Raw genomic sequence first — 12,895 nt, 5'->3', positions numbered from 1 at the left:
AGCAACGTCAGCCGCTCAAGATGGACGTTTCAGAATCACAGTCAGTTTGTTGATCTCTGACTGAGAGAATGGCCACCCCGCCAGCAACTCCGCATCATGTGAGGTGGGGCATATGCGCTCAGCGGGCTCGCCAGATGCGTCCAGGAATGACTCCGGTCGCAGCGAGTTTTGTGGAAGGCTCCCAATCGCAGGGCTAGCCTCCGTGCTGAGCACGGAGGCACCACCGCACTAGCTACTTACGCCGACCTATCCACGCCGAAATGGAGCTACGAAGCAATCTAATGGCCCAGACTGCGACAACCGACGCTCCGATGAGGCCTGTGACTGAGTCCAGCCACGTCACGTCCCAGATCATCCCCACGACAAGTGCAGTAATTGCGAGTGCCGTTACAGCGGTGTCCGTAGCGACGTGAAGATAGGCCGCACGAAGATTGGGACTCCTGCGCGCATCGGCCCCCTTCTCGTCAGCATGGCGCTCATGCGGAACGTGGCAGTGATCAACCGCAGCACCTTCGCGATGGTAGGCAGAATGTAGCCACCGCGCTGAGAATATATTTGTAATCAAACCCGCAACGGCGATGGCAAGCGCTTCTGAGTACTGAACAGCCTCTGGCGCATGGAGACGCTCCGTCGATTCATAGGCCATCGAAGCGGCAATCCAAAGCATGATCATCGCGCTTACGCTCGCCGCGATGAGCTCAACCGCTAGCACCCGAGCCGCGCGCTCTGGGCGGCTCTGATTCCGCTCAGCGTACCAAGCGATAGAAAGTGCGAACAGGAGTACCAGCACGTGAGAGCTCATGTGCCAGCCATCTGCGAGAAGAGCCATCGAGTTGAAGGCCCATCCTCCAGCAATTTCGACGGACATCATGACCGCAGTGAGAGTCGCGGCCTTCGTAATTGCCCGTGCGTTGCCGGTGCTCTGTACGCCCTGCAGAGTCCGCTCGTGCATTGCGTTGGGGGGAAGCAAGGACATGGTCGAAGACTCCAGGCTCTGAGCGAAAATGTATACGCCGGTGGCGTACTGTCAGGAAGTACCGCCCCTTGCATGCAAGGGGCGGCATTTACACTGCTTAGGAGAGAACGCCGCTGAGTCGTGCAGCATGCGCGGACAGCGCATCCATGAGCGGCGGGTTCAACACGTCGTACGGCTCCAGGGACAGAGCCTTCAGGCGGCTACGGACGCCGTCCATCTGTTCCGGCCTTGCGCCGCCGCCTTCGATGATCGAAGACACGAATGCGGCGAAGCGCGGTTCTTCCCAGCCCTTCTGTTCGGACAGTTCAACGTGAATGAAGTCCAGGCCGTAGAAGGCATGGGACTTGTTCTCGATGCGGCCAAACATGTGGACACCGCAGTCCTTGCACGCGTGGCGCTGGATGGTCGCAGCCGGATCGACAATCGCCAGCTTGTCGGCATTCGCCGTGATCGAAACGGTATCGCGGGGAACGACACCGACCACGGAGAAGATGGCGCCTTCCGGCTTCCAGCACTTGGTGCAACCACAGGCATGGTTGTGGGCCACATTGCTTGCGACGGAGATCTCAACCGGCTTGTCAGAGCACAGGCACTTCAGCGTGCCGCCCTTGAAGCCGGCGGTTCCGGCAACGACGCCGGAATCGACCGAGGGATGGATAGTTTGGTGTTGCATGGACTTAAACTCCTATTGTTGGAAGTGCAGCACCGGTTGCCCGGTGCTGCGGTGCATCAGTAGTTGATGACAGTACGAATGGACTTGCCTTCGTGCATGAGTTCGAAGGCTTCGTTGATTGCTTCCAGGCCCATCGTATGGGTCACGAACGGAGCCAGATCGATCTCACCCCGCATGGCGTCTTCGACCATGCCAGGCAGCTGGCTACGGCCCTTCACACCACCGAAGGCGCTGCCAATCCAGCGACGACCGGTCACGAGCTGGAACGGACGGGTGGAGATCTCCTGACCAGCACCGGCCACACCGATGACAACGCTCTGGCCCCAGCCGCGGTGTGCACACTCCAGCGCCGAACGCATCACATTGACGTTGCCGATGCACTCGAAGCTGTGATCGACGCCCCAGCCGGTCATCTCAACGATGACTTCTTGAACCGGACGGTCGTAATCCTTCGGGTTCACGAATTCGGTTGCGCCGAACTGCTTGGCCAACTCGAACTTGGACGGGTTGGTGTCCACTGCGATGATGCGACCAGCCTTCGCCTGACGAGCACCCTGGATCACCGCCAGGCCGATGCCACCGAGGCCGAACACGGCCACGCTGTCACCTTCCTGCACCTTGGCCGTGTTGTGCACCGCACCAATGCCAGTGGTGACACCGCAACCGAGCAGGCAGACGTGCTCCGGATTCGCTTCCGGATTGATCTTGGCCAGAGAGACTTCGGCCACGACGGTGTACTCGCTGAAGGTCGAGCAGCCCATGTAGTGATACAGCGGCTGGCCGTTGTAGCTGAAGCGGCTGGTGCCATCAGGCATCACACCCTTACCCTGGGTGGCGCGTACGGCAACGCACAGGTTGGTCTTGCCGCTCTTGCAGAACAGACACTCACCGCATTCTGCGGTGTACAGCGGGATGACGTGATCGCCGGGCTTCACACTGGTCACGCCCTCGCCCACTTCGACAACGATGCCGGCGCCTTCATGGCCCAGCACCACCGGGAACAGGCCTTCAGGGTCATTGCCCGACAGGGTGAATGCGTCGGTATGGCAGACACCAGTGCTGGTGATCTTCACCAGTACTTCGCCCTTCTTCGGCGGAGCAACATCGATTTCGACGATCTCGAGCGGTTGACCGGGACCGAATGCAACGGCTGCACGGGATTTCATGTGAGTTCTCCTTGGGTGTAACGAGATAAGTGCGACAACGGTCTTTGGGGCGAGCTTGATCAGTGGTACATCGGGCGCGCCGCCCCTGGCGCCGGCTCTAGAACGCGTTTCAATCAGGTCGAATGCGCCTACAGCATTCTTCTTGGCGAGCTGTTGGGACCAAGTATTGGACTTCGATGGATTGCTGTATATGGAACAGATTGGATTTCATAATTCCTTGCGTTGGAATTGTTGACTCGCAGCTCCGCCCCTCAGCTCGCCCGCATCAATGCAACTTGAGGCGAGGCTCCGTACTCCGTCCCAATGCGTCTGCCAGCATGCGCGCAACCACCCGGCGTGTACCGAACAGGCTCCTCTGGTGCATGCGATACAGTGAGATGTAGAACATCCTGGCCAGCCAGCCCTCGACCTTGAATGACCCCATGAGGTTACCCATCAGCGTGCCAACGGCGCCCTCCCTCGACAGGGACACCAGCGATCCATAGTCTCGATAGGTGAAGCTGGGCAGCGGGCGTCCCTCGATACGGCGGGTAATCGCCTGCGCAAGGAAGTGAGCCTGCTGATGAGCGGCCTGTGCCCTGGGGGGAACGTTTGTACCGCTGTGTCCATTCGGGCAGGCTGCACAATCCCCGAATGCGAAGATGTTCGGATCCTGCGTTGTCTGCAGCGTTTCAGATACCTCGAGCTGGTTGATGCGATTGGTCTTTAGGTTCCCGAGGGATGCAAGGAAGACGGGAGCACGGATGCCCGCCGCCCATACCTTCAGCCTCGCAGCAACCTTGATGCCATTGGCGAGTTGCAGGCCCTCTTCATCCACTAGGGTCACAGCCGAGCCACACATGACACGAACGCCTTCATGTACAAGTCGCTCGGCGACCGGCAGGCTCACGCGCTCTGGCAGAGCTGGCAGCACTCGCGGACCAGCCTCGATAAGCGTGATTTTCAGATTCTCGGGAGAGATCTTGTCCAGCCCATAAGCGCTAAATTGCCTTGCAGCATCACGCAGCTCGGCCGCCAGCTCGACACCGGTGGCGCCGGCGCCGACGATCGCAACCTCCAGTGTTTCTGACTTGCCGCGCGCTTGCGCGCCCATGTACTCGCTCAGCAGCCGCTTCTGGAAAGCAATGGCGGCATCGGGATCGTCCAGGAACAGGCAATGATCCGCTGCACCGGGAGTTCCAAAGTCGTTCGTTCCGCTACCCACGCTGATCACCAGGGTGTCGTAGGAGATCGAGCGACGGGGCGCAATAACGTTGCCCTCCTCATCGTACAGTGGGCAAGCTCGATCTTTCTGGACTTCTGATCCAAACCCGTCATCCGCCCCAACTGAAACTGGAAGTGATTCCAGCTAGCCTGGGCGAGATAGTTGAGCTCACTTTCTGCGGCATCCAACGCGCCTGAGGCAACCTCGTGAAGAAGTGGCTTCCACAGATGCGTCATCCGAGCATCGACAAGAGTGACTTTTGCTCGCCCTGAGCGCCCGAGCTTCCGGCCCAGCTGCGTAGCCAGCTCCAGCCCTCCGGCCCCACCACCAACAATGACAATACGATGCATTTTGATTCCCCAGGTATTTGAGTTGCCAGCGACGCCCACGAGCACTTCATGGCCCAGGCATCTAGACGTTGGTTAGTTCAGGACCTCAACGGAATGGAAGCGGAGCTGACCATCCCAATCCTTGTCGACGGCTACCTGCGCTCGTGCACGGCTTGCTTCGAGCGCTGCGAAGTCAATGTCAGCAATCGCCCACTCCTGATCGTCGGAGGTCGCTGCGAGCACGCCGTCACTGGGGAAGCCATGGTCCATCGGTGAGAGGATCATTGCCTCACCGGTGTTGACATCAAGCGCTTCACTCCAGTCGGCGACGCCAGCGGTGACCGCCTTTGCCACGAACATCCGATTCTCAAGCGCTCGCGCTCGGCACCCAACATCGACACGGGTGGCACCGGCGTCGGTGTCGGTGCAACTTGGCACCAACAGCAAGCGCACCCCTGCCTCCTGCTGGAGGCGAACAGGAAGCGGAAATTCGCTGTCATAGCAAACCGCAATCCCGACACGCTTTCCGTCCTGCTCAAACGCCGCGATGCGATCGCCAGGCTCGATGACAACTGCCTGCTTCTCGAAGCCAGTAAGCTGAAGCTTGTCCTGCCATCCGCTGCGACCATCAGCTGTGAACCACCAGGCACGGTTGCGATACATCCCATGGGATGTTGCGGTGAGGAACGTTCCTGCCTGGATGGTCATTCCCAGTTCGACAGCCAAGGTGCTATAGAGCTCACACCATGCGCTCTGATAGATCTGGAGCGACTCCAGGGTGGACCTCAGGCTAAGCTGAAGAGCTTCTGGAAGAGTCGAACCCAGTTCCAGCGACAGGTATTCCGGAAGTACTGCAAGCTCAACTCCTTGTTCCCGTGCGTCATTCAGAATTCGGCGCTGGCGCGCAGCGAACTCGGCAAAGGTCTTCGGACGACCGATCACGTACTTAGCTGCTGCAATCTTCATGTAACGTCCTCCAAGGAACGGAGCCAAAGTGAAAGTGTCTGCTCGGTTTCGTGCGTGGCCCCATGCTGCCGCCAAGGAAGAGCGACCTTCATCGCGCTCTGTTGTGCATACCCACGGCGAGTCCAGAAGCCTTCATTGCTTCGATATCCAGGTGGCCTAAGCGGATCAGTCTCCGACCGAACCACCGACGCGAAAGAAGACCACTTGAAGCCCTTTCGTCGGGCTTGCTCCTCTCTTCGATCAAAGAAGACGTGGCCCAAGCCAGCTCCTCTGTACTCCGGCCTCAGTACGGACTCCCCGCAGTAGAAGACTTCTTCTGGCCGGGGACCGTGCTCCTGGAAGGGACGAATGAAAGCGGCATCGGCGCTCAACAAAGGAAGGCCAGTCGATGCACCTACAACGTCCCTTCCATCCCTGGCCAGGACAACGATGCCCCCGTCAGACGTCGCATAATTGCGGAGGTAGTGACGCTCATAGTCCATGTCTCCTTCGTACAGGTAGGGATAGCTACTGAATATCTCGATCCGCAACTGAGCGACGCGATCGAGCCAGTCCTCGATTTCGGTGCCGACCAGTACCTCTACTCGCACGTTGGTAGCCATTTCAGGGCGCCTTGTGGACCTGGGAAATCCAGTCCTCCAGGTTGTAGTAGTTGGTGACGCGCGCAATCTTTCCATCACGGATGTCAAAGAACGCGCCACCGGGAAGAACATAGATCTGCCCTGCCGCTGCAGGGAGACCTTCGTCCGTGTGGTGGTAGAGTCCGTGCACCACGTACTCCGCGCCGGCACGCGCACCATCGCTGCTGTACATCACCACGATGTCGTGAAGCTGCTCGCTGTAGCAGGAATCCATGCGGCTCAGGAACGCGCGGAATGCGTCGATCCCTACTTCGCGACTCCCCTGATTTAGATCGTGCACAACGTCATCAGTGAGCATCGAGAGCATCGCGTCGCGATCACCGCGGTTGAATGCCTGGTAGTACTCTTCGATGTAGTTGAACTTGCTCATCAGGTTCTCCGGTCAGGTGAGGGTGTGGAGGAATTCTGGAGACCTGAAGAATTGTTGTATATGGAATTGATAGGATTTCATAATTCCCTGAAATGGAATAATATGAGCCCAACGACCATGGGGGCCTTGAGATGAACAGCGAGCTGGATCTTCTAAAGACGTTTAGGGCCGCGGCTGAGGCGCCGAGCTTTCGTGAGGCCGCTGTTCGACTGGGAAGCTCTCCTCAGGCCATCACCCGAGCGATACAGGCCCTTGAAAGTCATTACGGGGAGCTGTTGTTCCACCGAAGCACACGCCAGGTTCGCATCACGGCCTTTGGGGAGGATCTCTTACATCAGCTGCGGCCGGCGCTTGAGGGCTTAGACAAGCTGTGGCGCCCGCGAACCAAGGCGACGGCCTCACAGATTGTGGGCACAGTCCGAATTAGTGCCCCTCACAGCATGGGCTCCAGGGCAGTTCTTGCCGCCTTGGATACAGTGACCCAAAGTCACCCGGGAATTGTCTTGGACGTTCGCTTAAGCGATCGGGTTGCAGACGCTGTCGATGAAGGGATCGATGTCGGAATCCGCGTCGGCTTCATGCGTGATAGCAGATTCATTGCGAAGAAGGCAGGAGAGATGCGACTGCACATCGTTGGCTCCCCCGCACTTGTAGAGAGAATCGGAGCACCAGCGGAGACTAGCGAGCTCTCGCGGTTTCCACTGGTTGCATCGGTGGACATCAATACAGGCAGGCCCTGGCCCTGGTACCTGGCTGGAGGCGTACAGGTGGCGCCGACAGCACCGGTCTTCATTGCAGACAATGCCGACATGGAGATGGCAGGGGTCATTGCGGGCTTGGGGTTTGCCCAACTTGCTGATTACATGGCTGCCCCACTCATTCAGTCAGGTGTTCTGCAGCGTGTGATGGAAGAATTCGATCCTGCGCCGTGGGGCTTGTACGTCTATCGGCCTCAACGCGGCCCAGTCTCACCTCGCGTCAGAGTAGTTTTCGATGCACTCCATTCCGCCGTCGGAGCACTACCAAGCCTTACGCAGATGGCGCCCTCCCCCACCTCGGCCCTAACGCCATCCAAAGCAGGGAAGCGCTAATGCCGAGTCGCTTGGCCGCTCTCTGATACGGGATCTGGCCGCCATGAGCGCCAGGGACGCTCATGGTGGCCAAAAGAGCGTCGGGTCAACCCGCGCGGGCGAGTTCCTCAGCCAAGAAGGGGGCGGTACGGCTTCTCTTCACGCGAGCGACCTGTTTTGGAGTTCCTGCCGCCACGATCTGCCCGCCCGCATCACCGGCACCTGGACCCACGTCGATTACCCAATCCGCCTGAGCAACGGCACGCATGTCGTGCTCAATCATGACCACCGTATTGCCGGCATCAACGAGCCGCTGGAGCTGCACAAGCAGCCTATCCGCGTCCGAGGCATGGAGGCCCGTAGTGGGTTCATCCAGGACATACAGTGTCCGCCCGCGCTGGCTTCGTTGAAGCTCTGTGGCCAGCTTGATGCGCTGCGCTTCACCACCCGATAGCTCGGTAGCCGGCTGGCCCAGTCGAAGGTATCCAAGGCCAATCTCCTTCAGCAACTGAAGTGGGCGAGCGATCGCGTCCTCATCGCCAAAGAATTCACGTGCATCCTCGACAGTCATCCGCAGAACGTCTGCAATGTTCTTACCGTTCCAAAGCACCTTCAGCGTAGCTTCGTTGTATCGCGCACCGTGGCACGTTGGGCACGGTGCATAGACGCTAGGCATAAACAGCAGCTCGACGCTCACGAACCCCTCCCCTTCGCACGTCTCACAACGTCCCTTGGCCACGTTGAAGGAGAATCGACCTGCGTCGTAACGTCGACGCCGCGCATCTGGTGTTGCGGCAAACAGCTTTCGAACATGATCGAAAAGGCCGGTGTAAGTCGCGAGATTCGATCGCGGCGTCCGTCCGATTGGCTTCTGATCAACCTGGACGAGACGCTGAATAGCATCGACATCTCCGCCGAGGTGTCCCCCTGTCGTCTCGATGACGGTTGGCCCGTCTGCTGCCCCCGTTTCCACCGCGTCGTCTTCAGGCTCGTGTCCAAGTTGAAGCATCATCAGCTCCGGCAACGCTTGGGCGACGAGGCTGGACTTGCCCGATCCCGAAATCCCGGTCACCGCGGTGAGGATGCCCAGAGGTATCTTCGCATCAATGCGCTTCAGGTTGTGACGCTGGATGCCCTGAAGTTCCAGCCAACCACTCGCTTGACGCTCTTGGCCACTAGGGGGCGGGACCTTGTCAAAGAGGTACAACGCGGTACGTGACTCGTCGATGTCACGAAGACCATCCGGCTCTCCGCTGTAGAGCACTTTGCCGCCCCGCTCTCCCGCCTCAGGCCCAACATCCACCAACCACTGGGCACGGCGCATCAGCTCCAGATCGTGCTCCACAACAAATACGGAATTACCACCGTCGCGGAGGCGGTCCAAGGCGTCATAGAGAGCCTGGCTGTCGGAGGGATGAAGACCTGCCGACGGCTCGTCCAACACGTACACCACGCCAAAGAGCAGCGAGCTCAACTGCGTGGCGAGTCTCAATCGCTGCAGCTCGCCAGCGGACAATGTCGGCGTAGCGCGATCCAAAGTTAGATAGCCAAGCCCAAGGCCACGCAACTGACTGATTCGGCTCATCACTCCACTAGCGAGGCGCTGCGCGGCCAGGCGCTTCTCCTCCGACAGCGCTGAGGTGCGGCGGACGTCAGGAGACACCGCGTGGACCGCCCGCCCACTGGCCGCCCTATCGGCGCGATCACGACGGGTGGCTTCCTTGTTCGCCTTGCCCCCGCCAGCATGAGCACTGAAGTCTCCTTGAGAAATGGGCTCGAGCAGGGAAGCCAGTTGGTCAAGAGGCATCTGCATGAATTGACCAATGTCCACACCCGCAAATGTCACTGACAGCGACTCTGCCTTAAGGCGCTTGCCATGGCAGGTGGGACAAAGCTTACCCTCCATGTATCGCGATACGCGGCGCCTCATCAGGGCACTTTGCGTGTTAGCAAACGTGTGCAGGACATACCTACGGGCGCCAGTGAAGGTTCCCATGTAGCTCGGCTCAGTTTTACGCTTCAGGGCCGCACGCGTCTCCGCCGGCGTGAACCCAGCATAGACCGGCACAGTGGGCGACTCCTCGGTAAACAGAATCCAATCGCGGTCTTTCTTGGGAAGGTCCTTCCAAGGCCTATCAATGTCGTAGCCCAGCGTCACCAGAATGTCGCGAAGGTTCTGCCCGTGCCATGCAGGTGGCCACGAAGCAATGGCACGCTCACGGATGCTCAGCTTTGGATCCGGCACCATGAGGGCCTCTGTCACCTCGTACACATGGCCAAGGCCATGGCAGGTCGCGCATGCGCCCTGGGGAGTATTGGGTGAGAAGTCCTCGGCATAAAGCATAGGCTGATCAGCCGGATATGCTCCCGCGCGGGAATACATCATACGAATGAGGCTGGATAGCGTGGTGACGCTACCCACCGAAGATCGCGCATTGCTGGCACCACGCTGCTGCTGCAGCGCTACTGCCGGCGGGAGTCCATCGATGGAGTCAACATCAGGGACGCCTGCCTGATCGATTAGGCGTCGAGCATAGGGAGCAACGGACTCAAAGTACCTCCTTTGAGCTTCCGCATAGATTGTCCCGAATGCAAGAGATGACTTCCCGGAACCGGATACACCGGAAAAGACGACCAGTGCGTTGCGAGGAATTGAGACATCAACGTCTCTAAGGTTGTTCTCACGCGCACCGCGCACCTCTACAAGGCCGCTTGCTGCGACACTGCAGGAAGCTTCACCGAATGTGGCGTTTGGCATGTGCATGTCTCTGTAGGTTGTAGACGTTAAGTTCAGCTGGATCACTGGCCCGAAGAGGGATCGGCTTCGGTTTGCGATGCCTCTTCATCCAAGGCTCGCTGCCATGCCTGTCTCTCAGCCAAGGCGCGCTCAGCTCCCCGATCAGTGGGCCGATACCAGTTCGGCCTCTCCACACCCTCCGGCAGGTACGTCTGTCCAGCTGCGTAGCCGTCTGGCTCATGATGCGCGTAGCGATATGCTTGTCGATACCCCATCTGCCTCATAAGCTTCGCTGGAGCATTCCGAAGATGCATGGGAACTGGTAATGATCCGTGCTCCTTGACGAAGGCCCTTGCTAGATCCCAAGCCGCATAGGACGCATTCGACTTGGGGGAGAGCGCCAGATAGGTCGCAGCCTGGGCCAAGACAATTTCACCTTCAGGAGAGCCAAGTCGCTCATACGCCTGCGCAGCGTGGATGGCCAAGTGCAGAGCGCCCGGATCAGCATTTCCGATATCTTCGCTTGCCATAACAATCATTCGACGTGTGACCTGGCTCACGTCCCCGCCCCCATCCAGAATGCGCGCTAGCCAGTAGAGGGAGGCGTCGGGATCAGAGCCACGCAGTGATTTGTGAAACGCGGAGAGCTGCCAATAGAACTCGTCCCCGCCCTTATCGAATCGACGCAGTGACGGGCTGGTGGAGCGCTTGGCAAACTCAAGATCCACCTCTTCCACCCGCTTCTCAGAGGCCGCAGTTGAGACCTGCTCGAGAAGATTCAGGAATCTGCGGCCATCACCATCAGCGAAGCCCTTCAGCAGCTGCAATGCGGGATCGGAGAGGTCAACGCCTCGCAAGTGAGGTCTGGCGCGTTCGTAGAGCTTCTCAAGATCTGCGTCAGACAGAGGCTCAAGTGTGTACACCTGCGCGCGCGAAAGCAGCGCCGAGTTAACGGCCAGTCCTGGATGCTCTGTGGTGCCGCCCACCAGCGTGAGTAGCCCTGATTCAACGTGAGGTAGCAGCGCATCCTGCTGGGCCTTGTTGAACCGGTGAATTTCGTCGACGAAAAGTACCGTGGAGCGACCGCGGACGTCGAGTTCGGCCCGCGCATCATCAATGGCCTGCCTGATGTCCTTTACCCCGGCGAGTACGGCGGAGATCGCAATGAAGTGACTGTCAGTCACCATCGCTGCGAGGCGCCCCAGGGTGGTCTTACCGACGCCCGGGGGCCCCCACATGATGAAGGAGTGCAGACTTCTTGCTTCAAAGGCAAGACGCAAAGGCTTCCCCGGCCCCAGCAGGTGTTGCTGCCCAACGAACTCGTCGAGAGACTTCGGTCGTAGCAGTTCGGCCAGTGGTGCCCTTGGTTTCGCTGTGAATAGATCTGCCAAGGTGTTCTCCTTCGGGAAGTCAGTTGCGAGTGTGCATTCAGAGCGTCTTGGCCCCTATTTCAGCTTCCCATCCAATGAGCCGCTTGTGGCATTGCTTGCTTTTTCACGGAGGATGATGCGAGCCCCTCTGTATCCAACGCTGTGATTCCATACCCAGCTCATTGCGACGCTCAGGCGATTTCGCACTCCGATAAGGAAGTAGATGTGAGCGAGCTTCCAGATCCACCATGCGATTCCTCCGCTCAGCTTTAGCTTCCCCATATCGATTACTGCAAGGCTGCGTCCAATCGTGGCGAGGTTGCCCTGGTGCCGGTACTTGAATGCAGCGGTCCTCCGCGCCCCTGTTATCAGCCCTTCAATCTGGCCCGCGACGTACTTGCCTTGCTGCTTGGCCGCCGGCGCGATTCCAGGAACGGTCTTTCCGTCCGCAGTGGCTGATGAAGCAGTGTCCCCGATCACGAAAATGTTGGGGGAACCAGGCACCGTTAGATCAGGGCCGACGATTGCGCGCCCCGCCCGATCTGATTCGGTGTCGAGCCAACGTGCGGCTGGAGACGCCTGAACTCCCGCTGCCCAGACGATTGTGGATGCCGCCAGCTTCTTGCCATTGAGCATCACCCCATCAGAGGCGCACTCGGTGACAGGGGCCCCCAACAAAACGGATACCCCAAGCTTCTCGAGGGCGCGCCTCGTGTACTCGGAGAGCTTTTCAGGAAAGACGGGGAGCAGCCGCGGACCCGCCTCAATGAGAAATACCCGGGTTTTGCTGGGATCAACTGACCGAAAGTCATCCTGCAGCGTGCCACGCGCCAGCTCCGCGATGGTTCCGGCAAGCTCGACACCTGTAGGCCCACCACCAATGATCACAAAGGTTTGAAGGGCCTCTCGAACCTCGGGATCATTGCAGAGCTCCGCTTGCTCGAACGCGCTCAAGATCCTGCCTCGAATGGTTGTTGCATCCTCCAGGCTCTTCAGGCCTGGAGCGTACTTCGACCATTCGTCATGCCCAAAGTAGGCATGTGTTGCTCCCGTAGCGAGCACAAGGGTGTCGTAAGGGTATCGAGTGCCGTCCTGAAGGATCACTTGGCGGGCAGCTTTATCCACACCCTCGACCTCCGCCATGAGGGTTCTGACCTCCGGGCGGTCACGGAACAGATAGCGGATCGGCCATGCGATCTCCGACGGTGACAGTGACGCACCAGCCACCTGGTAGAGCAGCGGCTGGAACAAGTGATAGTTCCGCCGGTCAATGATTGTTACATCGACATCCACTCCTTCAAGGTGCGTGGCGGCCTCCAGTCCGCCGAAGCCCGCCCCAACGATCACAACTTGATGACGATTTCTGGAGGTCTTGATCACGGCAGCACTCCTT

12 protein-coding genes are annotated in these 12,895 nt (G+C 59.1%); 1 reads left to right on the top strand and 11 read right to left on the bottom strand.

Annotation, left to right across the window (positions count from 1 at the left end):
• Nucleotides 1–232 precede the first annotated feature (232 nt).
• The 8 genes from ACZK2R_RS10695 to ACZK2R_RS10660 form a co-directional block, all read right to left on the bottom strand.
• Complete coding sequence (locus tag ACZK2R_RS10695; protein WP_049400906.1) at nt 233–976, bottom strand: cation diffusion facilitator family transporter; 744 nt, start codon at nt 974–976, stop codon at nt 233–235.
• A 97-nt stretch (nt 977–1,073) separates the two neighbouring features.
• Nucleotides 1,074–1,649, bottom strand: coding sequence for an S-(hydroxymethyl)glutathione synthase (gene gfa, locus ACZK2R_RS10690; RefSeq protein ID WP_005413334.1), 576 nt, complete (start codon nt 1,647–1,649; stop codon nt 1,074–1,076).
• 56 nt (nt 1,650–1,705) lie between these two features.
• Nucleotides 1,706–2,815 carry an S-(hydroxymethyl)glutathione dehydrogenase/class III alcohol dehydrogenase gene (locus ACZK2R_RS10685; protein WP_005413335.1) on the bottom strand — a complete coding sequence of 370 codons (1,110 nt, stop codon included), beginning with the start codon at nt 2,813–2,815 and terminating at the stop codon, nt 1,706–1,708.
• A gap of 265 nt (nt 2,816–3,080) precedes the next feature.
• Nucleotides 3,081–4,028: an NAD(P)/FAD-dependent oxidoreductase gene (locus ACZK2R_RS10680; RefSeq protein ID WP_478487990.1), complete on the bottom strand. Its 948-nt coding sequence runs from the start codon at nt 4,026–4,028 to the stop codon at nt 3,081–3,083.
• The gene (locus ACZK2R_RS10675) at nt 4,025–4,369 is read right to left on the bottom strand and encodes an FAD-dependent oxidoreductase (RefSeq protein WP_478487988.1); all 345 of its coding nucleotides are present in this window, start codon (nt 4,367–4,369) and stop codon (nt 4,025–4,027) included. The genes ACZK2R_RS10680 and ACZK2R_RS10675 overlap by 4 nt, the downstream gene beginning before the upstream one ends.
• Nucleotides 4,370–4,441: 72 nt before the next feature.
• A complete protein-coding gene (locus ACZK2R_RS10670; protein ID WP_017354476.1) occupies nt 4,442–5,314 on the bottom strand; it encodes a carbon-nitrogen hydrolase family protein in 873 nt (290 codons plus the stop codon).
• On the bottom strand, nt 5,311–5,916 hold the full coding sequence (locus ACZK2R_RS10665) for a GNAT family N-acetyltransferase (RefSeq protein WP_017354477.1): 606 nt from the start codon (nt 5,914–5,916) through the stop codon (nt 5,311–5,313). The genes ACZK2R_RS10670 and ACZK2R_RS10665 overlap by 4 nt, the downstream gene beginning before the upstream one ends.
• A gap of 1 nt (nt 5,917) precedes the next feature.
• Nucleotides 5,918–6,325: a ketosteroid isomerase-related protein gene (locus ACZK2R_RS10660; RefSeq protein ID WP_017354478.1), complete on the bottom strand. Its 408-nt coding sequence runs from the start codon at nt 6,323–6,325 to the stop codon at nt 5,918–5,920.
• A 131-nt stretch (nt 6,326–6,456) separates the two neighbouring features.
• Here ACZK2R_RS10660 and ACZK2R_RS10655 point away from each other — a divergent pair, with 131 nt between their 5' ends.
• Entirely contained in the window at nt 6,457–7,416 is a 960-nt protein-coding gene (locus tag ACZK2R_RS10655) for a LysR family transcriptional regulator (protein WP_017354479.1), read from the top strand.
• 85 nt (nt 7,417–7,501) lie between these two features.
• On the opposite strand, the gene ACZK2R_RS10650 is transcribed toward ACZK2R_RS10655, so the two are convergent.
• Genes ACZK2R_RS10650 through ACZK2R_RS10640 form a run of 3 tightly spaced genes read right to left on the bottom strand, consistent with a single transcriptional unit; the run spans nt 7,502 to nt 12,882 of the window.
• Entirely contained in the window at nt 7,502–10,153 is a 2,652-nt protein-coding gene (locus ACZK2R_RS10650) for an excinuclease ABC subunit UvrA (protein WP_026070507.1), read from the bottom strand.
• Between the two features lie 41 nt (nt 10,154–10,194).
• Nucleotides 10,195–11,523 carry a replication-associated recombination protein A gene (locus tag ACZK2R_RS10645; protein ID WP_005413341.1) on the bottom strand — a complete coding sequence of 443 codons (1,329 nt, stop codon included), beginning with the start codon at nt 11,521–11,523 and terminating at the stop codon, nt 10,195–10,197.
• A gap of 54 nt (nt 11,524–11,577) precedes the next feature.
• On the bottom strand, nt 11,578–12,882 hold the full coding sequence (locus ACZK2R_RS10640) for an NAD(P)/FAD-dependent oxidoreductase (RefSeq protein ID WP_026070508.1): 1,305 nt from the start codon (nt 12,880–12,882) through the stop codon (nt 11,578–11,580).
• Between the last annotated feature and the right edge of the window lie 13 nt (nt 12,883–12,895).

It is taken from the genome of Stenotrophomonas sp. 96582_Sma (assembly GCF_056480905.1).
Note: the sequence above shows the minus strand (reverse complement) of the source record. Positions and strands in the feature narration are given on the sequence as shown.

Excerpts from the sequence above, each read along its gene's own strand:
- ACZK2R_RS10695 (WP_049400906.1), bottom strand. The coding sequence starts at position 976 with ATGTCCTTGCTTCCCCCCAACGCAATGCACGAGCGGACTCTGCAGGGC.
- gfa (WP_005413334.1), bottom strand. The coding sequence starts at position 1,649 with ATGCAACACCAAACTATCCATCCCTCGGTCGATTCCGGCGTCGTTGCC.
- ACZK2R_RS10685 (WP_005413335.1), bottom strand. The coding sequence starts at position 2,815 with ATGAAATCCCGTGCAGCCGTTGCATTCGGTCCCGGTCAACCGCTCGAG.
- ACZK2R_RS10675 (WP_478487988.1), bottom strand. The coding sequence starts at position 4,369 with ATGCATCGTATTGTCATTGTTGGTGGTGGGGCCGGAGGGCTGGAGCTG.
- ACZK2R_RS10670 (WP_017354476.1), bottom strand. The coding sequence starts at position 5,314 with ATGAAGATTGCAGCAGCTAAGTACGTGATCGGTCGTCCGAAGACCTTT.
- ACZK2R_RS10665 (WP_017354477.1), bottom strand. The coding sequence starts at position 5,916 with ATGGCTACCAACGTGCGAGTAGAGGTACTGGTCGGCACCGAAATCGAG.
- ACZK2R_RS10660 (WP_017354478.1), bottom strand. The coding sequence starts at position 6,325 with ATGAGCAAGTTCAACTACATCGAAGAGTACTACCAGGCATTCAACCGC.
- ACZK2R_RS10655 (WP_017354479.1), top strand. The coding sequence starts at position 6,457 with ATGAACAGCGAGCTGGATCTTCTAAAGACGTTTAGGGCCGCGGCTGAG.
- ACZK2R_RS10650 (WP_026070507.1), bottom strand. The coding sequence starts at position 10,153 with ATGCCAAACGCCACATTCGGTGAAGCTTCCTGCAGTGTCGCAGCAAGC.